This is a genomic window from Brevundimonas bullata, from assembly GCF_014207965.1.
GTDB classification, from domain to species: Bacteria; Pseudomonadota; Alphaproteobacteria; order Caulobacterales; family Caulobacteraceae; genus Brevundimonas; species Brevundimonas bullata_A.
Window position 1 is genome coordinate 106,916 of record NZ_JACHLM010000005.1, and the last position, 21,807, is coordinate 128,722.

The following is a 21,807-nucleotide window of genomic DNA, read 5'->3' on the forward strand; positions in this document are numbered from 1 at the left end:
ATCAAGGCGGCGTGACCGCCAAGAATCCCAGCCTTTCACCGGACGGCATCGCCGACGAACTGACGGTTCGGATCGTGCGGGGCGACCTCGCGCCAGACGCCAAACTGCGGCAGGACCACATCGCGGAGGAGTTTCAGGTCAGCCACGTGCCTGTCCGAGAGGCCTTTCTGCGTCTGGTCGCCAGGGGGCTGGCGGTCAGCAAGCCGAATATCGGCGTCAGGGTCGCGCCGCTGGATCAGGCGGCGCAGCGCGAGGTCAAGCTGATGCGCGCGGCGCTGGAGCCCGTGGCCCTGATGCATTCGGTGCCCAACCTGACCCAGGACGAGATCGGCCGGCTTGAGGCTCTGCGGCTAACCTGCGATCAGGCCGACAATATCCATGACTGGGAGGCGGCCAATCGCGCCTTCCATCTGGGGACGATGGCCGCCTGCGGCATGCCGCGCCTGTTGGAAGAGGTGGGCAACCTGCAACTGCACGGCGCGCGCCATATGCTGGTCCAGTACAGGGCGCGGTGGAAGCCGCGGCCTGACGCCGATCATCGCGCCCTGATGGCGGCGATCCGCACGCGCGACGTGAAGGCGGCGGTGGCCACGGCCGAGCGCCATCTGGGGCGGTCGGTCTAGATCTTGCGCGCTATCAGCCAGACGGGCTGATAGGTCAGGGGGACGCGCCCGGATCGCCCGAACCTCTGGTCATAGTTCTGGCAGAAGGCGTCGAGGTCGCGGCGGCTCCACGGACGCTTGGCGCGGCCGTTGACGCCGGTGTCGCGCAGATGACGCAGCACCGCGTGCGGCGAGGCGAACCATAGAGCGCGGCTGTAGGACTTCGCCTCGTGGACGGTCCAGCCGGCCGGCAGCAGGTCGGCTATGCCGGACGCGGACAGCAGCGAGGGCGCGGCGGCCTGACTGCCCAGGGCCTGAAGCTCAGGGAAGTGATCGGGGCCAAAGCCGGACAGGGCCAGCCAGCCGCCGGGGCGGACGGCGCCGCATAGGCGCCGGGTCAGGGCTTGCGGGTCCGAAATCCACTGGATCATCGAGGTCGAGATCGCCAGGTCGAGGCTGTCGGGCAGGGGCAGGGTCTCGACGTCGCCAGGGCGGTAGTCGGCCTCTGGCGCAAAGGGCAGGGGCGCCGCCGCCAGATCATTCAGGTGCAGGGTCTCAATGGGCAGGCGCTGCAGCAGAAGGCGGGTCAGCTGGCCTGTGCCGTATCCGGCCTCGAAGACGCGGGCGAAGCGGGCGTCGGCGGCGTGATGCAGCAGGCGACGGGTCAGGCCTCGGGCGATCAGCTTCTGGACCAGGGCGCTGTCGTCATAGGTGGCGAAGCCGCGACGGAAGCTGCGCTGAATGCGAGCGGCGGGGTTCATGCCAGGAGGTCGCGCCAGTCGGCGAAGGCGGGGAAGGGATTGTGGCCGGTCTCGAGCCAGCGCACCCGGTCGGCCTGTTCGCGCCAGGCGGCCTCAAGATTTTCGGGCGGGAAGATGCGGTCGTTGCGACCGAGCCAGATGCGGTCGAAGCCCGGATCAGGGGCGGGACCGCGGGCGATGACGGCGAACAGCTCGTCTTGCAGGGCGGGAATGTCGCAGTCTTCGGGAAGAGGGCTGCCGGCGCGACGGGCGAACTGGCGCAGGCTGGTCTCCGACAGGTTCTCGGCGGTCTGGCGCACCCGCTCGGGCGGAATGCCGAAGCGCTCGTCGCTGGGATGCAGCGAGCCGCAGGCGGCGATCTTGCGGTGGAACTCCAGTTCCGTCGAGGCGAGCGCATGGCCCGCCGCCGCGACGCCGAAGGAGTAGGCGATCACGCTGCGCCGGGCGTAGGGCGCGAGCGGCTCAAGGTCGAAGTCCAGGGTGCGGTAGTCGCTGAGCAGCAAGACGTCGGCTGATCCGCTGAGGTGGGCGAAGGGCGCGTGGCCCAGGGCCCAGCCGCCGAAGACGACGATCAGCTCGTCGGCGCCGTTCTGTTGCAGCCACTGGCTCTTCATGCGCTCCATCCGGCGATGTCCAGCATGGCGGTGGTGATGCGCGTCAGCTCGTCGGGCCGGGTCACATAGGGTGGCATGGCGTAGAGCAGCCGACCGAAGGGGCGCAGGAAGACGCCGGAGGTCTTGGCGAAGGCGTGGACGCGGGACGTATCCAGCGGAGCCTTCATCTCGATCACCCCGATGGCGCCGAGGACGCGGACATCCTGAACGCCCGCCAGCGACCGGGCGGGGGCCAGTTCGGTCTGAAGCTGGGCCTCGATGCGGCGGACAGTTTCTCGCCAGTCGTCGCCTTGCAGGAGGTCCAGACTGGCGCTGGCGGCGGCGCAGGCCAGGGGATTGGCCATGAAGGTGGGGCCGTGCATCAGCACGCCGGGCGATCCGGCGGAGATGGACTCGGCCACTGTTTCATGGGCGACCGTGGCGGCGAAGGTGATGTGGCCGCCGGTCAGGGCCTTGCCGAGACAAAGGATGTCGGGGACGACGTTGACGAAATCCATGGCGAACATCCGCCCGGTGCGGCCGAAGCCGGTGGCGATCTCGTCGAAGATCAGCAGGACGCCATGCGCGTCGCACAGGGCGCGCAGGCCGGTCAGATAGGCGGGGTGATAGAAGCGCATCCCGCCCGCGCCCTGAACCACGGGTTCGAGGATGAAGGCGGCGATCCGCTCGCCGTGAGCTTGAAGCAGCTGCGCCACCTCGGACAGGCCGTTGCGGGCCGGGTCCTCGTCCCAGTCGGCGTCGAAGGGGATGGGCGGGGCGGCGACGAAGTGTTCGATCTGAAGCGCGCGACCGTACTGGCCGTGCATGCCGGTGTCGGGGTCGCACAGGCTCATCGCCTTCCAGGTGTCGCCGTGATAGCCGCCGCGCACGGTGGCGAAGGCGGTCCGGGCGGGAAAACCACGCGCCACCTGGGCCTGCAGCGCCATCTTCAGCGCGACCTCGACGGCGACCGAGCCGCTGTCGGAATAGAAGATGCGGTCCAGGCCCTCGGGCAGCATCGCCACCAGCCGTCGGCCCAGGTCGATGGCCGGGTCGTGGGTCAGGCCGCCGAACATGACGTGCGGCATGCGGTTCAGCTGGGCCGTCATGGCGGCGACGATCTGCGGGTGGCGATGGCCGTGGGCGGCGCACCACCAGGAGGACATGGCGTCGATCATGCGGGCGCCGTCGGCCAGCGTCAGCCAGACGCCCTCGGCCTCGACCACATGATGCACCGGACCGGGCTCGCGCATTCCCGCGTAGGGCCGCCACAGGTGGCGACGGTCGAACTGAAGCGCGTCCATCACAGGCTCTCTCGGATGGCGGCGACGTCGATGGCCTTGAAGGCGGCGACCAGGGCGTCAGGGGTCAGGTCGGCGAGGAAGGGCAGTCGTCCCAGATCGCGCACCTGGCCCATCTCGGCGATGGTGCGGCGGCTGTCGGCCATCTCGTCGCCGACGAAGGCGACACCCGCCACCGTGCAGCCCATGCTTCGCAGGGCGGTCAGCGACAGCAGGCTGTGGTTGATGGTGCCCAGGCTGGTGCGCGCCACCAGAACCACGGGGGCCTTCCATCCAGCGATCACGTCGAGGAAGAGGTGCTGACGCGTCAGCGGCACCATCAGCCCTCCGGCGCCTTCGATCACCAGCGGTCCCTCGACCGGAGGCGGTGCCAAGCGGGCGAGGTTGATCTCGACGCCTTCCGCCTCCGCCGACAGGTGGGGTGAGGCGGGCAGTTGCAGGCGATAGGCCTCGGGCAGGACGGGACGGCCCGACAGGTGGGCTACGGTCTCGCTGTCGGTGGCTTCATCCAGACCGGATTGGACCGGCTTCCAATAGGTCGCGCCCAGCGCGCGGGTCAGCCCGGCGCTGAAGACGGTCTTGCCGATGCCGGTGTCGGTTCCGGTGACGATGATGGTGCTCATAGGTAGGCGGATCCAACGTCGGACAGGGTTTCAAACAGGCCCGTGACGGCGGCCTGATCCGCGGCGCCGGTGAGCGAGATACGCAGCCGCGCCGTGCCCTTCGGCACCGTCGGCGGGCGGACGGCGCGCACGTCATAGCCGCGCGATTGCAGCGTCCGGGCCACGGCGACGGCCGCGCCGTCCGCGCCGATGCGCACGGGCAGAATCTGGCTTTCGAAGCCGTTCAGTCCGCACAGGCGTTTGGCCTCGGCGTGGGCGTGGGCGATGCGGGTCCAGGCGCGTTCGCGGATGTCGGGGCGGTGGCGCAGGGCCGCCAGGCTGGCCCGCACAATGGCGGCGTTCAGCGGCGAGGGGGCGGTGGCGAAGATGAAGGGGCGGGCCTTGTTGACCAGGGTCTCGATCAGCACCGCGTCGCCGCAGATCAGGGCGCCCGCTGCGCCCAGCCCCTTGCCGCAGGTGTGCAGGGTCAGCAGGTTCGGGTCGTGCAGCAGGGCCAGAGCGCGGCCCGCGCCCATGGGGCCGAACAGGCCGGTGGCGTGGGCCTCGTCCACCACCAGGACGGCGTCGTGGCGACGGGCTAGTTCCGAGAACTGATCCAGCGGCGCGAGATCGCCCTCCATGGAATAGAGGCTTTCGACCGCCAGCCAGACGCGGCCGGTCCCGCCCTCCGCGCGCCAGGACAGAATCTCGGCCTCGGCGGCGGCGACGTCGTTGTGGGCGAAGGCGCGTGTCTCGGCCCGGCCCAGCCGCATCCCGTCGTGGGCGCTGGCGTGGATCAGGGCGTCGTACAGGACCAGATCGCCCTGCATAGGCAGGGCCGAGAAGAGGGCGTGATTGGCCTGAAAACCGCCGCCGATGAAGAGGGCGGCCTCTGCGCCGAAGAAGGCCGCAGCTTCCTGTTCCAGGGCCTCGTGTTCGGGGTGGTTGCCGCGCAGAAGCCGCGACCCCGATGAGCCCACCGGCACGCCCCGGTTCAAGGCGTCGAGCGCGGCCTGTTTCAGCAGGTCGGACCCGGCCAGGCCCAGATAGTCGTTGGAGGCGAAGTCGAGGCCGACCGCCGGCGCCCGCGCCCGCAGCCGATCGCGTGCGGCCAGGGCGTCCAGGCCGGCGCGATGGCGCGGGTGGGAGATCACGCGGCCTGCTCTTGGGCCTGCTCCCGGGTCTGCTCCTGGGCGGGCTTGGGGCAGACAGGGGCGGTCTCGGCGCGCAGGTTCAGCTTGTTGAACAGCAGGGCGTCCTTGTCCTCGCCGGGGTTGTCGGCGGTCAGCAGGGTGTCGCCGACGAAGATGGAGTTGGCGCCGGCGAAGAAGCACATGGCCTGAAGTTCGTCGCTCATCTCCGAACGCCCGGCCGACAGGCGGACATAGGCGCGGGGCATCAGGATGCGGGCCGTGGCGATGGTGCGGACCATCTCGATCGGGTCCAGCGGGGCCATGTCGGCCATCGGCGTGCCCTTCATCGGCATCAGCATATTGATCGGCACAGATTCAGGCGGCTCTTCCAGCGAGGCCAGGGTGCGCAGCATGTCGATGCGGTCGTCGGCGGTCTCGCCCATGCCGACGATGCCGCCCGAACAGACGTTGATCCCCGCCGCGCGGACGCGGTCCAGGGTGTTCAGCCGGTCGGCGAAGGTGCGGCTGGTGATGACTTCGGAATAGTAGCGTTCCGAGGTGTCGATGTTGTGGTTGTAGTAGTCCAGACCGGCTTCCTGAAGCTTGGTCGCCTGATCGTCGCTGAGCATGCCCAGGGTCATGCAGGTCTCCAGACCCATGGCCTTGACGCCGCGAACCATGGCCAGGACGGCCGGCATGTCGCGTTCCTTGGGCGAGCGCCAGGCGGCGCCCATGCAGTAGCGCGTGGCGCCCGCCGCCTTGGCCTTGCGCGCCTCGTCGAGGACGCGCTGGACCTCCATCATCTTGGACGCCGACAGCTCCGAGTCGTAGCGCGCCGACTGCGAGCAGTAGGAGCAGTCCTCGGGGCAGCCGCCGGTCTTGATGGACAGCAGCTTGGAGCACTGGATCGTGCTGGGCTCGAAATGCGCCCGGTGCACCGTGTGGGCCCGGTAGAGCAGGTCCATGAAGGGTGCGTGGTAAATCGCGCCCGCTTCCTGTCGATTATCTATCATTTTGGCTTTTCGTGGAAAATGTCCGAATCTCAGCCAAAATAATAGATAGAATATCCGTAGTCTCGCTACGGTTGGTATATAATATATAATCTTCGCGCGGTGATCAGTAAGCGCCGACCTGTCTGATGCTGATAGCCCCCGCAGCCTGAGCTGCGGGGGCTTCGGCGGCCGGCTCAAGCGAGCGCGAAGGTCGGCGGCGGGACGCTCAGTTGGGTGTCGCTGACGGCGTCCTCACGGAAGAACTTCACCAGCAGCGTCTGCACCTCCGGGTGAGCCTCGAAAACATTGTGGCCGGCGTGCTCGACCAGCACCTGAGTCTTGCTCTGGAACTGGGCGATCACCTCGGCCTGTTCCTCCAGCGGGGTGCGGCCGTCGAGGGAGCCGGCGACCAGCAGGGCCGGGGTCTCGATGCGGAGAGGGGCGCGGAAGGCCTCGCCCAGATCAACCCCGGGGATGGCGCCCAGCAGATGCGGCATGGGCATATTGAAGGCGTCGCCCAGCACCGCCGTCTTCGCCTCGCGGGTGATCAGCGCCAGGCGTTCGGGCGAGACGCCTGAGGCCATATCCATGGCCTCGGACATGCCGCCGAGGTTGAAGAAGCGGTGCGGCGGCGGGAACAGCGGCGCCAGCACGTCGGTCTTGCCTGCGTCGAGCGCCATGTAGATTTTCGGCAGCATGGACAGGGAGGGCGGATTGGCGACCATGGCCGAGGCCATGTACTGGATGCCGAAGCCGCCCATCTGCATGTCGATCGTGCCGTTCTCGGCGGCCAGGGCCACAGTCACGGGGCTGGCCTCGAACCGCTCATGCACGCGGCGCATCAGGGCCGGCATGCTGGGGATGGCCGCGCGGACTGTCGGATCCTGTCCCATCAGGTGATCGACGCGGTTCAGGAACATGTCGATGTGGGCCGGGCGTTTAACGGTCTGGTCCTGACCTTCCAGGCTGGCCAGGGCGACGCGACCGATCGAGTTCGGGTGCCGCTTCAGCACCGACAGGGCCAGGTGGGTGCCGTAGCTGATGCCCCACAGATTGACCTTTTCCACGCCCAGATGGCGGCGCAGGTCTTCGATGTCGTCGGCGTTCTGCTCGGTGTTGTAGCCGGTCATGGCGATGCCGGCGCGGGTCCAGTCGATCCAGGCCTTCTGCATCTCCTCGCGGTACCAGGCGGTGATCCCGGCGTGGGTCATGGCGGGGAAGGGGGTGGTCGTGGCGCGGTCAGGAATATGGCCAGACAGCCCGACTCCGCGCTGATCCAGAGCAATGACGTCGGCCACTTCTCTCAGCGCCATGAAGATCGGAAAGCGCGGCCCCATGGCCGTGCGCGGGCCGGATCCGCCCGGTCCGCCGGCCAGATAGACGATGGGCGCTCCCGGGTTCTTCGCGGTCGAGGCGAAGCGCACATAGCCGATGCGAATGCGGCGCGAGCCGGGAATGCGGCGGTCTTCGGGAACCTCGAAGAAGCCGCGTTCGGCGTCGACTTCCTCGCCGTTGCCGGCCTTGAAGCGGAACGGGCCGGCCTCGGGCTGGCCGTCCTGCGCCCAAGCGGTTTTCGACAAAAGCGCCAACCCGGGAAGCGCGAGGCCGGCGGCGGCGAGGATGGAGCGGCGGTTCAGGGATGTGTGTTTCATGACCCCGGGTGAAGCAGGCTTTGCGGCGCTTCGGGGCGCAGTTCGGCGAATGGCGTTTCCCGGTCGGTGAACGGCAGCGCTCTACGGCCAATGGCGCTAGGGTCGCGGCCATGTGGCGGATTCTCTTCATCGCGATTCTCTGGACCTCGCTGCCGACGGCGTTGCGAGCGCAGACCCAAGGTCATGACTGGCAGGCTTGTCGCGGGGAGCCGGGGGCCGCAGCGCCCGTCCTGCACGACTGTCGCCCGATCCAGGGCGTCATCGATCCGCAAGGGCGTGAGCTTTGGCTGCGCTCTGTCGTTCAGCGCCCGAGCGGCGACGATCCTGTCGCTCTCTATGTCGTCGGCGCCGCCTCCTCGGAGGTCTGGCTTAATGGTCGGAAGCTGGGCGCAAACGGGCGCCCCGGCGCTTCGCCTTCGACGGAAACGCCGGGGCGTTATGAAACGGCCTTTCCGATCCCGCAGCGGATGTGGCGGGCCGCGGACAACGTCGTGGTGGTCCACATGTCGTCCTTCCACGGGGTGGTGCGTCTGGATAATCCGGTCGGCGGGCTCATGGTCGCCCCCTATCCCTGGCCGTCGCGCACGATCCCGGTGGCGATCACTTTTCTCTTGGCCGGCGCCCTGTTCGCCGCCGCCTTCGGCTTCGCGGTCATCTACAGCCTGCGCCGCTCGGGCTCGAGCCTGGCGCTGGCGGGTCTGGCCGGGGTCGCGGGTCTGCAAGCCGTGTTTGAGAGCCTGCGGGCGCTGATCCCCTACGCCTATCCCATTCATGGCCTGCGGCTGGTCGGCATCTGGGCCCTGACCGCCGTCTTCGCGGTTCTGTTGGTGTCCTATGTCGTGTCGCGCTTCTGGCCGCACGCGCGACGTTCCTTGATGGCCCTAGCCGTCGCCGCCGTGGCTGCGACCTGGCTGGCCCCCGGCTTCGATCTGAAGACGGCGCTGGCCCTGATGGTCGGTCTGGCGCTCGCCGGCGTCGCCGCCGTCGCGGGGGTGCGGCGCCGCCTGCCGTCCGCCCGCCTGACCCTGGCCTATCTCGCGATCTTCATGGCGATCGGCCTGCTCTTTCCCAACTGGCTGGTCGATCTGTCCTACTTCCTGTTCGCCGCAGGCTTTGTGCTGCCGCTCCTGATGGCCGAGGTGGTGCGGCTGGGACGCGAGGATCAGCAACGCGAAGTCGCCCTGTCTCGCGCGGTTGCGCGCCCCGATTGCCTGACGGTGGCGTCGTCACGCGGGGTGGAACGGATCCCGCTGGGCGACATCGTCGCTGTTGTCGGCGCGGACGACTATGTCGAGCTCCAACTCACCAACGGGCGAAAGAGGCTGCACGCCGCGCGCCTTGACCGGCTCGAAGCGGACCTGCCTGCGGGTTTCCTGCGGGTCCACCGTTCGGTGATCGCCAACCTCGTCCACGTCCGAGGCTTCGAGCGCAAGGGCGGGCAAGGCCGCTTGCTGATGGATGAGGGCGCGCCCTTGCCCATCAGCCGAAATCGCCTCCCGACGGTTCGTGACGCTCTGGATGAACCTCATCTTCAGGGCGCCGACGCAAACAGTTGAACCCGCGTCGCTGACCCCCTCTGCTCGAAGCTGGACGATCGCAATCCGGTGTCGAAGGCCGTCTGGAGCGCTTCACACCCGGGGAGCGATAGCCTGGGATATCGTGGCGAAGAGTTTGTCGATCTCGATGGGCTTGGCGACCAGGCCGTCCATGCCGGCCTGGCGATACTCGGCGACCTGGTGGTCCATGGCGTTGGCCGTCAGGGCGAAGATCGGAGTGCGGGCCTGTCCGTTGTCCCGTTCGCGCTGCCGGATGATGGACGTCGCTGTCGGCCCGTCCATTTCAGGCATCTGAACATCCATGAGGATCAGGTCCCAGGGGGTGTCCTCCCACGCGGCGACAGCGGCGCGTCCATCCGGCACGATCACGGGCGCGATGCCCACCTGTCGCAGCAGGGTGTCGATGACCAACTGATTGGCGCGGTTGTCTTCGGCCACCAGCAGGCGCACCTGCGGCTGGTATTGGGAGGCGGGGGGCGAGCAGGGCGTTTCCGGCAGGGGCGGGACATGGCCGACATGTTCCAGCGGCAGACGCACGGTGAAGGTCGCGCCCTCGCCAATCGCACTGACGGCGGAAATGTCGCCGTTCATCAGCCGGACCAGGTCTCGGCAGATGGCCAGGCCCAGACCTGTGCCGCCGAAGCGCCGTGTCGTCGACAGGTCGCCCTGCTCGAACTTTTCGAACAGGCGCGTCAGGGCCTCCGGCGAAATGCCCATCCCGGTGTCGCGCACGGCGATGACCAGCAGGCCGCCCTGGCGATCGACATCGACCTCAACCAGCCCGGTCTCGGTGAATTTGACGGCGTTCGAGATCAGGTTGTTCAGCACCTGGCGCAGGCGCAGCGGGTCGCCCAGGTAGGCGCCCTCGGCGCGGCGGGACACGTGCAGATCGAACTGCAGCCCCTTCTGAGCGGCCAGGGCGGAAAAGGTGTTGTGCGTCGCCGCGATCAAGTCGCCAAGGTCGAACTCGAGCGTCTCCATCTCCAGCTTGCCGGCCTCGATCTTGGACAGGTCCAGCATGTCGTTGAGGATGCCCAGCAGACTTTCGCCCGATTGGCGGATGACCTCCAGCCGTTCGGCCTGTTTCGCGGGCAGGACGTCGCGGGCCATGGCCTGGGCCATGCCCAGGACGCCGTTCAGCGGGGTGCGGACTTCGTGGCTCATGGCGGCCAGGAAGGCGGACTTGGCGGCGTTGGCGGCGGTGGCCTCGCTGACCGCCTGGTTCAACTCGGCCTCGGCCTGCAGGCTTTCCGAAATGTCGCGGATGATGGCGGTGTAGATCATGCCGGTGCGCGTCGTCAGCTTGGACAGGCCGACCTCGATCGGCGCCAGCCGGCCTTCCTTGGTCAGGCCGGTGACGTCCTGGCGATTGCTCATTCGGCGGCTGAGGATGGCGCCGGCGGCGAAGCTCTGAACCCGCTGCTGATGGGCGGCGCGGCGGTCTTGCGGGATGAGCAGCTCGATATGTCGTCCCAGGACCTCGGGCGCCGAGTAGCCGAAGATGACCTCGGCGCCCTTGCTGAACAGCAGGATCCGCATGTCCTGATCGGCGACGATGATGCCCTCGGACGAGATGTTGAGGATGCTGTTGAGGATGTCTTCCAGGGTTTCCGGCAGACCCGCCTGAACCGCCAGCGTCTTCTTCAGGGCGCCGCGAGCGTCGCGCCAGCGTGACCGGGAGTCGTGGGGGCCGGGCGGTCCGCTGCGATTGGCGCTCTTCATCAACGGGGGCTCCCCAGCAGGTCTCTTTTTCGAGCCCCCGACCATAGGGGAAAATGCGGAATTTAGAGCGACGTTCTCCGAACTTTTTGAAATTTAATTCAACAAATACATTGTGTTGCTCTTGAAGTGGCGGGTCTCTGGCTGTCGGGGCGTTTTAGTGCGCCTGAGGCGCATCATGGTGGCTCGGAGCCATGCGGGCGCGGCCGCAGGTGCTGTCCAGGCAGGCTGAGGCGAGGGTGCAGGCGCCGGGGTTTCCGCGGGTCTTCCGCGGCGGGGCCTGCTGCAGGTCGCGCGCCACCCCCAAGAGGTCCGATGCTGCGCCCGGCGTCAGGTCCGCGAGGTTGAAGCCGCCCTGCAAGGTCTGTTCCCCGTGCAGGCGTGCGAAATCTTCGGGGAACATGCCGCAGCAGAAGCTGAACCCGCTGAATTGGCGCTGTGCGGTGGGGCGATCCTCGATCAGGCGCAGGTCGCGGTGCTGCGGGTAGCAACTGATGGCGCGGTAGGCCTGATGCACGGCGTCCCTGTCGCCTTCCAGCGCCTGCAGGATCCGTCCTTCATGGACGTAGATGATGCCGGTGAGGCCGAGGCTGGCGTGCAGGATTCCGGCTTCGGCGTTGATGTAGGCCAGGGTCGGCCGCAGGCTTTCGGCGCCGCTATGGGCGATGTGGCTCTGATAGACGAGGCGGTGCAGGCGGGGGGCGTATGCGGTGTCGGGCGGGCGAGCCGAGGTCTCGGTCAGGCGCGCTTCAGAGAGACGGCGCAGCACCCCGATGTTGCCCGCGTCGTCGCCATCGAATTGCACGCCAAGGCCTTCGAAGGCATCGTGAATCGCACGCAGGGTGCGCGCGTTGGCGTTCACCGGTCCGCGAATGCGCTCCAGCCGCTTGATGGTCTCAAGGCTAAGCCCCGAGAGCCGCGCCAGCTCGCTTTGCTCGGTTCGCGAAAGCGCGCGAGCGGCCCGAATTTGCTCGCCCGTCAGCATCAGAATGTTGAATGTCATTTTGTATTTTAAGCAATCAGATTGCGCTTGAGGGGTAATACAATATTCCTGCGGTAAGGAAATTGGCATTTCTTATGTTGTTATTGCCTGTCGTGTAAGTGTTCTGCGTCTTCCATCATTGATCTATCTCATCTGTCTGCGAATTTAATCGTAACTTTTGATCCGCTATTCATTCTGAACGACTTCGTTTTCGGATCATTCATTTGAAGTGATTGCCCGGCGCGGTTGCAGTGACGCTGTTAGGGGAGGAAGGCAATGGCGAACGCCTCACAGGCGATCAAAGTGATGATCGTTGATGACTCCGCCGTCGTGCGCGGGGTCGTTCGACGTCTGCTGGAGGCGGAGTCCCAGATCGAGGTGACGGCGGCGGCGTCGAACGGCGAACTGGCGCTGAAGGAACTGCGCCAGTTCGCGGTCGATGTGGTGCTGCTGGATATCGAGATGCCGGTCATGGACGGGCTGCAGGCGCTGAAGCGGATCGTCGTCGAGCACCCCTCGGTCAAGGTGATCATGGTCTCGACCCTGACGCGTCGCAACGCCGAGATCAGTCTGGAGGCGCTGAAGATCGGCGCCGCCGACTATGTGGCCAAGCCCGAGGCCGGAATCGCCACGGCGACCGAGTTCGGTCGCGACCTGATCGCCCGGATAAAGGCCCTGGCGGCGCGCCGAGCTTCGCGCGTCAGCGACGCGCCCAAGCTCGTTGCGCGCTTTGCGCCGACACGTCGCCCTGTGGTGCGGGCCCTGGGCATCGGCGCCTCCACCGGCGGTCCACCCGCTCTGCTGAAACTGTTCCGGGCCCTGCAGGGCGGGGTCGGTTGGCAGCCGATCTTTGTGACCCAGCACATGCCCGCGACCTTCACCGCGCTGCTCGCCGAACAGATCGAGCGCGCAGCGGGGCGTCCCTGCGCCGAGGGCAAGGATGGCGAGCCGGTCCGGCCGGGGCGCATCTATGTGGCGCCGGGGGGCTGGCACATGACGGTCGAGAACGGCCCGACCTCGCCGGTCATCCGGCTGGATCAGGGCGCGCCCGAGCACTTCTGTCGCCCTGCGGTGGACCCCATGTTGCGCAGTCTGGCCGCCGTCTATGGCGACGGGGCGCTGGCGGCGATCCTGACCGGCATGGGGGCGGACGGGGGGCTGGGCTGCGAGGCGGTGGCGCGCGCCGGGGGGCGGTTCATCGCTCAGGATCAGGCCACCAGCGCGGTCTGGGGCATGCCTGCAGCGGCGGCGGCGACCGGGCTGGCCGAGGCGGTTCTGCCGCTGGACGACATCGGGCCCTGGCTTAGGCGCGTAACGGAGACCGCCGCGTGACCGGGCCGGATTTCGAGCACTTCTGTCGTCTGGTGAAGGACCGTTCGGGCCTCGTCCTGACCGCGCACAAGGGCTATCTGGTCGAGAGCCGGTTGAGCCCCTTGGCGCGCGCCGAGGGTCTGGCGGGCGTGCCGCAGTTGCTGGAGCGGCTACGCCTTGGCGGGGCGTCGGTGGAGCCGCTGCTGCTGCGCTGCGTCGAGGCGATGGCGACGCACGAGTCCTTCTTTTTCCGCGACGGCACGCCGTTCAACCTCTTGGCCGGGCGGGTTCTGCCGCAACTGGTCGAGGCGCGGGCGGCGACGCGGACGCTGCGGATCTGGTGCGCCGCCTGTTCCAGCGGACAGGAGCCCTATTCCATCGCCATCCTGCTGAAGGAGATGGGGGGGCAGCTGGCGGGCTGGCGGCTGGAGATCGTGGCCACCGACATGTCGCGGCCGATCCTGAAGAAGGCGGAGGAGGGGTTTTACAGCGACTTTGAGGTGCGTCGCGGCCTGACCGATGCGCGCCGCGACCGCTGGTTCGTGCGCGACGGTCACGGCTGGCGGGTCAGCCCCGAGCTGCGGTCTCTGGTCAGCTTTCGACCGCACAACCTGCTGAGCGACAGTCTGCCGGGCGTGTTCGACGTGGTCTTCTGCCGCAATGTGCTGATCTATTTCGACGTGGAACAGAAGCGGGCGGTGCTGCAGCGCATGGCGCGGACCCTGGCCGAGGACGGGGGTCTGTTTCTGGGTAGCGCCGAGACGGTGCTGGGCGTGACCGACGCTTTCGAGCTGACGCCCGGCGCATCGGGTCTGTTTCGTCGCGCCTCAGGCAAGGCCGCCCGCACCGCCTGAGCGGTGCGGGGGGTCATGTCCTAACCGCGCATGAAGGATTCGATCTCGGCGCGCAGGGTGTCGAGCTCGCGGGCCTTTTCCGTCAGGGCGGCCGTGGCGGACAGCATGTCGGTCGCCGCCTGAGCATTGTCCGAGGCGGCGGCGGTCACGGCCACGATGTTGGCCGAGACCTCGCGGGTGCCCATGGCGGCTTCCTGCACATTGCGGGTGATCTCCTGCGTGGCGGCGCCCTGTTCCTCGACGGCGCTGGCGATGGCGGACGAGGCTTCGCTGGCGCGTTCGATGGTGCGGCGGATGCTTTCGATGGCGCTGACGGCGGCGTGGCTGGCCTTCTGGATCGAGTTGACCTGATCGGCGATCTGCTTGGTCGCGCGGGCCGTCTGATCGGCCAGGTTCTTCACCTCGGAGGCGACGACGGCGAAGCCCTTGCCAGCCTCGCCCGCGCGGGCGGATTCGATGGTGGCGTTCAGGGCCAGCAGCTTGGTCTGGGCGGCGATTTCCTGGATCAGGCCGACGACCTCGCCGACCCGTTCCGCCGAGTCCGCCAGACCGCGCATGGTCTCGTCGGTGGACAGGGCTTCCTCGACCGCCAGACGCGAGATGCTGCTGGACTGCTCGACCTGACGGGTGATCTCCTGGATCGAGGCCGACAGCTCCTCGGCGGCGGCGGCCACGGTCTGGACGTTGGAGGAGGCCTCGTCAGAGGCCACAGCGACGGCGGAGGACTGGCTGTTGGTCTCTTCGGCGCTGGCGGCCATGCCCTGGGCCATGCTGCTGAGCGCGGCGGCGGCCCCGGCCACGTCTTGGCTGAAGTCGTTGACCCGGTCGATGAAGCGAGCCTGTTCCGTGACGACCCCCCAGGTCAGCATCATGCCCGTCATCCGCCCCTCGGGGTTCTTTACGGCGGCGATGTTGAGGTCCAGCTTTTGATCGCCCAGCTGGATCATGGCGCGGTGCGGCAGGCTGCGCGGATCGGCCAGCATCCGGCGCTGATGCTCGGGGTGCTTGTGGAAGATGTCGATGGACTGGCCGAGCATCTGATCGACCGGGATCGGCAGCAGGTGCTGAAGCGGGCGCAGGGTCTCGATGGAGCGACGGTTCACATAGGTCAGGCGCAGCTCTTCCGGTTCGCACAGCATGACGTTCAGCGGCATGTCGTCCAGCATCTGCAGCAGGCGCTGGTTGTCCCGCTCGGCCTTGACCCGTTCGGTCTGCAGCGACCAGGTCGTCATGGCGGCGACGTAGCGGCCCTGATCGTCCAGCACGGCGCTGACCAGCAGGTCCAGGTGCTCGCCGCCGATCTCGATGGTCGCCTTGTGCGGCAGGTTACGCGGGTCGGCCAGCATGCGGCGCTGATGCGCCGGGGCCTTGTGGAAGACGTCGATCGAGGCGCCGACCAGATCGTCGGCCCGGATCGGCAGAACGTGCTCGATCGAGCGCAGCGTCGTCAGCGTGGCCTTGTTGGCGTAGATGATCTGGAAGTCGATCAGGTCGCAGATCATGACGTTGAACGGGGCGTCTTCCAGCAGTTGCTGGAAGTCGGGCGTCCATTCCGCCGTCGCCTGAGCGGTCTGGTCCAGGTTGCGGGGGGCGAGGGGGCGGGCGCTGCGCGCCGTGGCTCCGCTGGTCATGATCGGTCTCCGTGGGTAGCGAGGTCCGCCGTACGGCGGGTTGAATCGGGGGTGTCGCCGACAGGCGGCGAGGCCAGGGTCAGGACCGCCTCGGTCCGCAGCACCAGCATGAGGTCGGTCTCCAACCGGTAGAGTCCGTCGCACAGGTCGCGCCAGGCTGGCGACAGGGTCGGCGGCGTCGACTCATGCGCCGAGGGCGGCAACCACAGCACGTCGCCGACGTCGTCGACCATCAGGGCGTAGAGCTCGCCCGAGGCCTGTTCGACGATGACCGAGACGCCGCTGGCCCTTTGGTCTTCGGCTTGCGGCGGCAGGCCGAGGCGGCGGCGCATGTCGATGGCGGTGACGATGCGGCCGCGCAGGTTCAGCGAACCTGCGATCTCTGGCGGGGCCAGGGGCACGCGGTTGATCGCGGTCTCGGCGATCACGTCCTGCACCTCCAGGACCGGCACGCCAAAGGTCTGGCCGCCGATCTGGACCGAGACCAGCCCGGCCTCAGTTGTTGGATTCAGCGCGTTCACGCCGCCGCGCTTTCGGGCGACAGGGCGCTGGAGACGGCGTCCAGCAGACGGGTGGCGTCCAGCAGACGGGTGGCGTCCAGCGCCGGACCGCCGCCGTTCAGCAGGGTCAGGCTGAGCAGAGGGGTGGCGTGCCATTGTTCGGCCCCGGCCAGGATGCGGGCGAACTCGCGCGCGCGGCTGGGCTGAAGATCGGCCAGGATCAGGTCGAAGACCTCGCTGGCGTCGTGATGGGCCAGGGCCCCTTCGGCGTCCGGGGCCACGGTCACGGCATAGCCGGCGCGCGCCAGCAGCGGGCCCAGCAACAGTTGGGTGAAGGCGCTGGGGTCAATGATCAGCAGGCGTTTCAGGCCAGGGATGGGGCCGTCGATGAGCGCGGCGGGTTGTCCGGCCTCCGCCGCCGAGGCGGTATCGAAGGCGCGGCGCCAGTAGGCGTCGACGTCGATCAGGTCGGCGGCCTGATCCATGACGATCAGGCTGCCCAGGGTCAGGCCGCCCGCGCTGTTGATCTCAGGCTGGGCGGCGGTCTCCACGATGTCCACGATCTCGCCGATCAGCATGCCCAGGGCCTGTTCGCCGCGCGCGAAGACCAGCAGGGGGCGACGGCCTGGGCCGCTCCAGTCGGGCGCGCGACCATCGGCGCCGAGGATGGGCATCAGACGTCCACGGTATTGCAGCACGGCGCGGCCTTCGACCTGTTCGATCTGTGCGGCCTCGATTTCTTCGATGCGGGAGACGGTGGTCAGAGGCGCAGCGCGCAGGGTTGCGTCGGCGGCGCGGAACAGGAGCATGGCTTCCTCCTTCGGCGGCGGGGCGGCGTCAGCCTTGCGGGCGGCGTCGTTGGCCAGCCCGGCCAGATGACCGGAAATCTGATCGACGCCGGCGGTGCGCGCCGTGCCCTTGGGGTCCAAGATCAGGATGACGGCCCCGTCGCCCAGGATGGTCGCGCCCGAATAGAGGTTGAGGTGACGCAGCACCCCGGCCACCGGCTTGACCACGATCTCCTCGATATCGAAGACCCGGTCGACGATGACGCCGAAGGTGCTGGCCCCGAAGTGGGTGACGACGATGCAGGTTTCGTTGGCGGCCTTGCCCTGGTTTTGGGCTGGGCTCTCGTCGTCCAGCTTGAGCAGACGTTGCAGCGACACCAGCGGCAACAGACGCTCGCGCAGCCGCAGGACGGGCGCGTCCTCGATCTGTTCGATGCTGCGGCCCGAGGCGCCGCTGGCGCTGACCAATTCGATGATCGACGACTGGGGCAGGGCGAACCGCTCGCCGCCCGCCTCGACGATCAGGGCCGAGACGATGGTCAGGGTCAGGGGGATGCGCACGGTGAAGCAGGCGCCCTGACCCTCGGTGGATCTCAGCTCGATCACCCCGCCTATCTGCTCGATGTTGGAGCGGACGACATCCATGCCGACGCCCCGGCCCGAGACGCTGGTGACCTGGGATGCGGTCGAGAATCCGGCGCGGAAGATCAGTTGCATCGCCTCGGCGTCGCTCATCTGTTCGGCTTCGGCGGCGCTGAGCAGGTCCAGGGCGACGGCCTTGGCCCGCAGGCGCGAAACCGACAGGCCGCGCCCGTCGTCGGACACCTCGATGACGATGGCACCGCCCTCGTGGCGCGCCGAAAGGGTGATGCGGCCCGCCTCCGCCTTGCCGGCGGCGCGGCGCTGTTCCGTTGTCTCCAGCCCGTGATCGGCGGCGTTGCGGATCATATGGGTCAGCGGGTCGCGGATCAGCTCCATGACCTGCCGGTCCAGCTCGGTCTCCTGACCGGACATGTGCAGTTCGATGCGCTTGCCGAGTTCCTGCTCGAGATCGCGCACCAGGCGCGGCAGCTTGGCCCAGGCGCCGCCGATGGGCTGCATCCGGGCGACCATGACCTTTTCCTGGATTTCGCTGGTCACCTGATTGAGGCGATGCAGCGGGCCTTTGAACGGGCTTTCCGGCTCCAGCCTCAGGGTCTGGATCATCTGGTTGCGGATCAGCACCAGTTCGCTGACCGAGCGCATCAGCTGTTCCAGCACCTCGACGTTGATGCGGATGGTGGCGGCGGACTTGCCGGCGCCCGCAGGTTGTGGGGCGTCGTCGCATGGCGGCGGCGCTGCGGCGGGCGTCTCTGTAAGGCTCAGGGCGCAGGCGCGCAGTTCCGCCACGTCCTCTGGCATGGCGCCGAGGGCGTCCAGCGCGACGGCGATGGCGGCGAACAGGGCGTCCTGCATCCCTTCTTCCAGACGGATGTCGGCGATGTCTTCCAGCGCGCGGATCAGGGCGGTGGGGTCGCCGCCGCGCGCCGCACCCAGCAAGCCTTGCAGCAGGGCGGCCTGCAACAGGATGGGGTCGGCGTCGCCAAACTGCGCCTCAAGCGCGGGCAGGCGCATCAGCGAGGGGGTGGCGGCTTCGGCGGCGGCGTCCAGGGTAGCGTCGCCGCCGAGGCGTTCGATCAGGGGGCTGGCCGTCGATGAGGTGGCGGGCGTTGGCCCCGCCACAACGCTGGCCGCCTCAAGCCGGGAAATCAGAGCGGCGTCTTGACCTTCAGGCTCGTCGCCTGTGGCGTCCAGGGCGTCGATCAGGCTGCGGATCAGGTCCACGGCTTCCAGAATGGTGGTGACGGCGGCGGCGCTGACGGTCAGGGAACCGTCGCGGAAACCGCCCAGAACTTCTTCCGCCGCATGGGCGACGCGTTGCAGCCGCACCAGGCCGATGAAGCCGCACGCGCCCTTGATGGTGTGCATCAGGCGGAAGACGCTGGCCAGGGGCTCGGGGTCGTGCGGATTGCGCTCGAACCGCACCAGTTCGCTGTCCAGCGCCTCGAGGCCCTCGCGTGTTTCCGCGATGAAGTCGCCCAGAACCTCGTCCACAGCCTCTCCCTGATCTCTGCGGCGGCAGTTCCGACGGAGGGCTGGCGCCAAACGCATAAACGCGTGGAATGGCGTTGTTATCTATAGATTCGATCCTTCGGCTATAAATAAACGTGTTCAGAGCCATAATAATTTTGCCAAAATTATAATGATATATGCTCGACTTATGCGCTAACGGCGCATGCTATTATCAAGTTCGTGGATATATTTGCCCTTCTGGTGTATTTGTCTGTTCTTGTGTTGTTCAACTCATGAAAATTGATCTGCATCAATGTCCAGACTTTATTGACGATATCGCCGTTCATCTTGCTGCGATCACGGAGGGTGATGGAGGGCGAGAATGGCTGTTGATCAATCAATGAAGATCCTGGTCGTCGACGACTACAAGACGATGGTGCGGATCGTACGGGGGCTGTTGAACCAGCTTGGCTTCATGAACGTGGACGAGGCGACGGATGGCCCGACGGCCTTGTCGATGATCGGCGCCAACGGCTACGGCCTGGTCCTGTCGGACTGGAACATGGCGCCGATGACGGGCTTCGAACTGTTGAAGCTGGTGCGCGCCGATCCCAAGACCAAATCGCTGCCCTTCGTTCTGGTCACGGCCGAGGCCAAGGTCGAGAACGTCATCGCGGCGCGTCAGGCGGGGGTGAACAGCTACATCATCAAGCCCTTCAACCACGCGGTGTTGAAGCAAAAACTGACGGCGGTACTGGGGGAGTTCTGAGATGTCTCAGACGGACGATATCGTCGCGGAGATCCGTCGGGACCTGGCGATGGCGGCGGAGGTGCTGATGGCCGCCAGCGAAGCCGGGCTGCGGGATGTCGCCCTGCTTCGCCAAGGCGACGACACGGCCCTGGCGCGGATCGAAAACGGCTTTCTCAGTGTTCTGGAAGCCTGCGCCTTTGAGGATCTGATCGGTCAGCGGTTGGCGCAGCTGCAGGGCGCGGCGGCGGCCGACAGCCTCGAAAACGGTCCCGCTCGACACGGCCAGGGGCTGGATCAGGCGGCGGCGGACGACCTGTTTGACGCTTGACAAAACGAAGCCCCCCGCACGAGGCATGCGGGGGGCTCGGCCGTTTCGCTTGTGAACGCCCTCAGTCGGCGGCCGGGTAGGCGAACGGATCGGTCGGCGTCGGCTCGGTCGGCAGCGGCATGCGCGGCAGGGGAGCGTCGCGGTTGGCCGCGTTCAGCAGGAAGCTGGCCAGGATGACCGCCGCCTGACGCAGATCTTCGGGCTTCAGGTGGTCATAGCTGTCGATGCTGGTGTGGTGGATGCGGCTGGAATAGTCGAGCGGGTCCTGGATGAACTGATAGCCGGGAACGCCCACTGCCTGCATATAGACGTGGTCGGTGCCGCCCGAGGGGCGCAGCGAGACGGTGGTCGCGCCCATGCTGGCGAACGGGGCCAGCCACTCCTGGAAGATGGGGGCGGCGGCGACATTGCCTTCGGCGTTGATGCCGCGGATCTTGCCGGAGCCGTTGTCCAGGTTGAAGTAGGCGACCAGGTCGCGATAGCCGGGGCGCGGCTCGACCGGCCAGCGGTTGCGCCAGGTGCGGTTGCCGGGCAGGGCGGCCAGGGCCGGGTCCGTCGCGGGCGCGCGCGTGGCCAGATAGCGGTCGACATAGGCCAGCGAGCCGAGGATGCCTTGCTCTTCGCCATTCCACAGGGCGAAGCGGATGGTGCGCTTGGGCCTGACCTTCATCTGCGACAGGATGCGAGCGGCCTCCATGACGACCGCGCTGCCGGCCGCGTTGTCCTGGGCGCCGTCCGAAGCGACCCAGCTGTCCAGGTGGGCGCCGGCCATGACGTATTCGCCCGAGCGGTCCGAGCCCGGAATGTCGGCCAGGATGTTGTAGGCGTTGACGTCCTCGTCGTGGAACTGGACCTCGCTTTGCAGCGACAGCATCGGCGGGGTGTCGGTCAGAGCCAGGCGGGCGAGGCGGCGATAGTCCTCGGCGGCGATCTCCATGCCCGGCAGCTTGGGCGTGGCGCCGACCTGATAGGTGTAGCCCGTGCCGTGCAGCAGGCCGCCGTCGCGCTGGGACATACGCACCCAGGCCAGAGCGCCTTCCTCGGCCAGGAAGGCGTCGAGACGGCCGGCGAATTCGGCCATCTTCACCTGGCGTTCGACGGGGACGTGGGCGTGCTGCGGCTGGACGTAGGTGTTGCGGTCGCGCAGTTCGGCGTCGGTCCAGCGGCGGAAGGCCGGCTCGGTCGGCTCAGAGCCGGTGTTAGGCAGGGTGAGCATGACGATCTTGCCCGACAGCTTGCCGCGCCACTTGTCGAAGTCCTCGACCTTGGTGATCGGGGCGACGACGACGCCGGCGCTGATGGTTCCGTTGGTCGAGGGCGTCCAGGCCACTGGAATCGCGCGCAGATCGATGGCGCGCGGCGCCGTCATGCGGGCGCTGGAGTGGACGATGGACCAGCCGCGGCCGAACTCGAAGCCCTCGGCGCGGACGTTCGACAGGCCCCAGTCGCGGAAGCGCTGCTGGCTCCACTGCTCCGCCTGACGCATCTGCGGCGAGTTGGTCATCCGCCCGCCGATCCGATCGGTCAGATAGGCGGCGGTCTGCATGACCTCGCTGTGGTTCAGGCCCTGGTCGATGATGCCGTTGATGGCGACGCGGTCGACCGACTGGGCCAGGGCAGGCGTGGCGATGCACAGCGCCGACAGGCCGACGAGCAGACGTTTCATGTGTGGAAGCCCCCGAGAATCAAAACTGCGGGG

The 21,807-nt window shown here is 67.6% G+C and carries 19 protein-coding genes; 6 read left to right on the top strand and 13 right to left on the bottom strand.

Annotated elements, in window-relative coordinates:
- Window positions 1-11: 11 nt before the first annotated feature.
- Window positions 12-623, top strand: coding sequence for a GntR family transcriptional regulator (locus HNP51_RS18885; protein WP_184272095.1), 612 nt, complete (start codon window positions 12-14; stop codon window positions 621-623).
- On the opposite strand, the gene HNP51_RS14100 is transcribed toward HNP51_RS18885, so the two are convergent.
- The 7 genes from HNP51_RS14100 to HNP51_RS14130 all read right to left on the bottom strand — a co-directional run bounded on the left by HNP51_RS14100 (window position 620) and on the right by HNP51_RS14130 (window position 7,636).
- Window positions 620-1,363 carry a methyltransferase domain-containing protein gene (locus tag HNP51_RS14100; RefSeq protein WP_184272092.1) on the bottom strand — a complete coding sequence of 248 codons (744 nt, stop codon included), beginning with the start codon at window positions 1,361-1,363 and terminating at the stop codon, window positions 620-622. The genes HNP51_RS18885 and HNP51_RS14100 overlap by 4 nt on opposite strands.
- Entirely contained in the window at window positions 1,360-1,986 is a 627-nt protein-coding gene (locus tag HNP51_RS14105; protein ID WP_221415935.1) for a pimeloyl-ACP methyl esterase BioG family protein, read from the bottom strand. The genes HNP51_RS14100 and HNP51_RS14105 overlap by 4 nt, the downstream gene beginning before the upstream one ends.
- Window positions 1,974-3,260 carry an adenosylmethionine--8-amino-7-oxononanoate transaminase gene (gene bioA / locus HNP51_RS14110; RefSeq protein WP_184272089.1) on the bottom strand — a complete coding sequence of 429 codons (1,287 nt, stop codon included), beginning with the start codon at window positions 3,258-3,260 and terminating at the stop codon, window positions 1,974-1,976. The genes HNP51_RS14105 and bioA overlap by 13 nt, the downstream gene beginning before the upstream one ends.
- On the bottom strand, window positions 3,260-3,880 hold the full coding sequence (gene bioD, locus HNP51_RS14115) for a dethiobiotin synthase (RefSeq protein WP_184272086.1): 621 nt from the start codon (window positions 3,878-3,880) through the stop codon (window positions 3,260-3,262). The genes bioA and bioD overlap by 1 nt, the downstream gene beginning before the upstream one ends.
- Window positions 3,877-5,013, bottom strand: coding sequence for an 8-amino-7-oxononanoate synthase (locus HNP51_RS14120; RefSeq protein WP_311769957.1), 1,137 nt, complete (start codon window positions 5,011-5,013; stop codon window positions 3,877-3,879). The genes bioD and HNP51_RS14120 overlap by 4 nt, the downstream gene beginning before the upstream one ends.
- Window positions 5,010-6,005 carry a biotin synthase BioB gene (gene bioB, locus HNP51_RS14125; RefSeq protein ID WP_184272083.1) on the bottom strand — a complete coding sequence of 332 codons (996 nt, stop codon included), beginning with the start codon at window positions 6,003-6,005 and terminating at the stop codon, window positions 5,010-5,012. Before bioB ends, HNP51_RS14120 begins: the two co-directional genes overlap by 4 nt.
- Window positions 6,006-6,178: 173 nt before the next feature.
- Window positions 6,179-7,636 carry an alpha/beta fold hydrolase gene (locus HNP51_RS14130; RefSeq protein WP_184272080.1) on the bottom strand — a complete coding sequence of 486 codons (1,458 nt, stop codon included), beginning with the start codon at window positions 7,634-7,636 and terminating at the stop codon, window positions 6,179-6,181.
- A 110-nt stretch (window positions 7,637-7,746) separates the two neighbouring features.
- Here HNP51_RS14130 and HNP51_RS14135 point away from each other — a divergent pair, with 110 nt between their 5' ends.
- A complete protein-coding gene (locus HNP51_RS14135) occupies window positions 7,747-9,192 on the top strand; it encodes a LytTR family DNA-binding domain-containing protein (RefSeq protein WP_184272077.1) in 1,446 nt (481 codons plus the stop codon).
- A 72-nt stretch (window positions 9,193-9,264) separates the two neighbouring features.
- On the opposite strand, the gene HNP51_RS14140 is transcribed toward HNP51_RS14135, so the two are convergent.
- Both HNP51_RS14140 and HNP51_RS14145 read right to left on the bottom strand, forming a co-directional pair.
- The gene (locus tag HNP51_RS14140; RefSeq protein ID WP_184272074.1) at window positions 9,265-10,914 is read right to left on the bottom strand and encodes an ATP-binding protein; all 1,650 of its coding nucleotides are present in this window, start codon (window positions 10,912-10,914) and stop codon (window positions 9,265-9,267) included.
- Between the two features lie 154 nt (window positions 10,915-11,068).
- Window positions 11,069-11,896, bottom strand: a complete 828-nt coding sequence (locus tag HNP51_RS14145) for a BLUF domain-containing protein (RefSeq protein ID WP_184272071.1) — start codon at window positions 11,894-11,896, stop codon at window positions 11,069-11,071.
- 273 nt (window positions 11,897-12,169) lie between these two features.
- On the opposite strand from HNP51_RS14145, the gene HNP51_RS14150 reads away from it, so the two are divergent.
- Both HNP51_RS14150 and HNP51_RS14155 read left to right on the top strand, forming a co-directional pair.
- A complete protein-coding gene (locus tag HNP51_RS14150; RefSeq protein WP_221415934.1) occupies window positions 12,170-13,225 on the top strand; it encodes a chemotaxis response regulator protein-glutamate methylesterase in 1,056 nt (351 codons plus the stop codon).
- The gene (locus tag HNP51_RS14155) at window positions 13,222-14,058 is read left to right on the top strand and encodes a protein-glutamate O-methyltransferase CheR (RefSeq protein ID WP_184272068.1); all 837 of its coding nucleotides are present in this window, start codon (window positions 13,222-13,224) and stop codon (window positions 14,056-14,058) included. Before HNP51_RS14150 ends, HNP51_RS14155 begins: the two co-directional genes overlap by 4 nt.
- 20 nt (window positions 14,059-14,078) lie before the next feature.
- Here the strand turns inward: HNP51_RS14155 and HNP51_RS14160 are convergent, their stop codons facing one another.
- Genes HNP51_RS14160 through HNP51_RS14170 form a run of 3 tightly spaced genes read right to left on the bottom strand, consistent with a single transcriptional unit; the run spans window position 14,079 to window position 19,071 of the window.
- Entirely contained in the window at window positions 14,079-15,689 is a 1,611-nt protein-coding gene (locus tag HNP51_RS14160) for a methyl-accepting chemotaxis protein (protein WP_184272065.1), read from the bottom strand.
- Window positions 15,686-16,210: a chemotaxis protein CheW gene (locus HNP51_RS14165; protein ID WP_184272410.1), complete on the bottom strand. Its 525-nt coding sequence runs from the start codon at window positions 16,208-16,210 to the stop codon at window positions 15,686-15,688. Before HNP51_RS14165 ends, HNP51_RS14160 begins: the two co-directional genes overlap by 4 nt.
- Complete coding sequence (locus tag HNP51_RS14170; protein ID WP_184272062.1) at window positions 16,207-19,071, bottom strand: hybrid sensor histidine kinase/response regulator; 2,865 nt, start codon at window positions 19,069-19,071, stop codon at window positions 16,207-16,209. The genes HNP51_RS14165 and HNP51_RS14170 overlap by 4 nt, the downstream gene beginning before the upstream one ends.
- 340 nt (window positions 19,072-19,411) lie before the next feature.
- Here HNP51_RS14170 and HNP51_RS14175 point away from each other — a divergent pair, with 340 nt between their 5' ends.
- Window positions 19,412-19,798 (top strand): response regulator, encoded by a 387-nt coding sequence (locus tag HNP51_RS14175; RefSeq protein WP_184272059.1) that lies wholly within the window; start codon window positions 19,412-19,414, stop codon window positions 19,796-19,798.
- Window position 19,799: 1 nt separating this feature from the next.
- Window positions 19,800-20,108: a hypothetical protein gene (locus tag HNP51_RS14180; RefSeq protein ID WP_184272056.1), complete on the top strand. Its 309-nt coding sequence runs from the start codon at window positions 19,800-19,802 to the stop codon at window positions 20,106-20,108.
- A gap of 61 nt (window positions 20,109-20,169) precedes the next feature.
- Here the strand turns inward: HNP51_RS14180 and HNP51_RS14185 are convergent, their stop codons facing one another.
- Entirely contained in the window at window positions 20,170-21,774 is a 1,605-nt protein-coding gene (locus HNP51_RS14185; RefSeq protein ID WP_184272053.1) for a M20/M25/M40 family metallo-hydrolase, read from the bottom strand.
- Window positions 21,775-21,807 lie beyond the last annotated feature (33 nt).